The organism is Saccharomonospora iraqiensis subsp. paurometabolica YIM 90007 (genome assembly GCF_000231035.2).
Taxonomy (GTDB): Bacteria; Actinomycetota; Actinomycetes; order Mycobacteriales; family Pseudonocardiaceae; genus Saccharomonospora; species Saccharomonospora paurometabolica.
The window spans coordinates 43,117-44,186 of record NZ_KI912203.1 but is presented as its reverse complement, the minus strand read 5'-3'; the positions used below and the strand labels follow the sequence as shown (position 1 = coordinate 44,186).

1 protein-coding gene is annotated in these 1,070 nt (G+C 76.3%); it reads left to right on the top strand.

Features of this window, described 5'->3' with window-relative positions; genetic code table 11:
• A partial coding sequence (locus tag SACPADRAFT_RS0203025) for an acetate--CoA ligase family protein (RefSeq protein WP_233357110.1) occupies nt 1–886 on the top strand: 886 nt, incomplete at its 5' end.
• Nucleotides 887–1,070 lie beyond the last annotated feature (184 nt).

The window sequence follows — 1,070 nt, the reverse complement described above, 5'->3', positions numbered from 1 at the left end:
AGGCCACCGTGCGGGAGCACGCGAGGGCGCCGTGCGGGAGCACGCGGAGGGCGCCGTGCGGGAGCACGCCGACGGCGCCGTGCGGGAGCACGCGGAGGCCACCGTGCGGGAGCACGCCGAGGGCACCGTGCGCGAGCAGGTCGGCCCCGGGGACGGCGACGGACGGCCGGTGCGGATGCCCGAGGACGCCATGGTGCGGCTGCTGGACTGCTACGGGATCGGTGTGGTGCCGTTCCGCGTGGTCGGCTCCGAGGACGACGCGGTGACGGCCGCGGCCGGGCTCGGCTACCCGGTGACGCTGAAGGCGTTCGACGACAGCCTGCGCGACCGCCCCGACCTGGCCGGGGTGCGGCTGGACCTCACCTCCGAGGACTCGGTGCGCGTCGGGTACCGGGACCTGCGCGAGGTCTCCGGGAGCGGGGACGTGTACGTGCAGCGGATGGCCCCCAAGGGGGTGTCGTGTGCGATCGGACTGCGGGACGACCCCTCGTTCGGCACGCTGGTCTCCTTCGGGCTCTCCGGCGTGGTGAGTTCGCTGCTGGGGGACCAGGCGTTCCGGGCGGTGCCGCTGACCGACGTGGACGCGCGGAACCTGGTGCGCGAGCCGCGCACCGCGCCGCTGCTCACCGGGTACCGCGGGGACGAGCCCGCCGACCTGGCCGCACTCGACGATCTCGTGCTCCGGGTGGCGGCGTTGGCCGAGGACCTTCCCGAGGTGCGCGCGCTCGCGCTCGACCCGGTGCTGGCGTCCCCGGAGGGCGCCTACGTCACCAACGCCCGTGTGGTGCTGGGGCCGCCCCCCTCGTGGCCCGACTCCGGTCCGCGCCGGTTGCGCCGGATCGGTACCCCGGACGGCGGCGGGGGCCCGGCGGGCACGACGGGATGAGGGCGGGGTCCACGACGGGCCCACCGTCGTGCACCGGCTCAGCGGAGCCCGGACCTCGTGGGTAACCTTCCGTCGTGTCTGTGAACAACGAGGAGGCCGCCACGCGGGCGGCACGCGGCGGGGCCGACTCCCGGGCCGCGACCCTGCCGCCGCGTCCCGACCGGACGGAACCCGTCCCACTGAC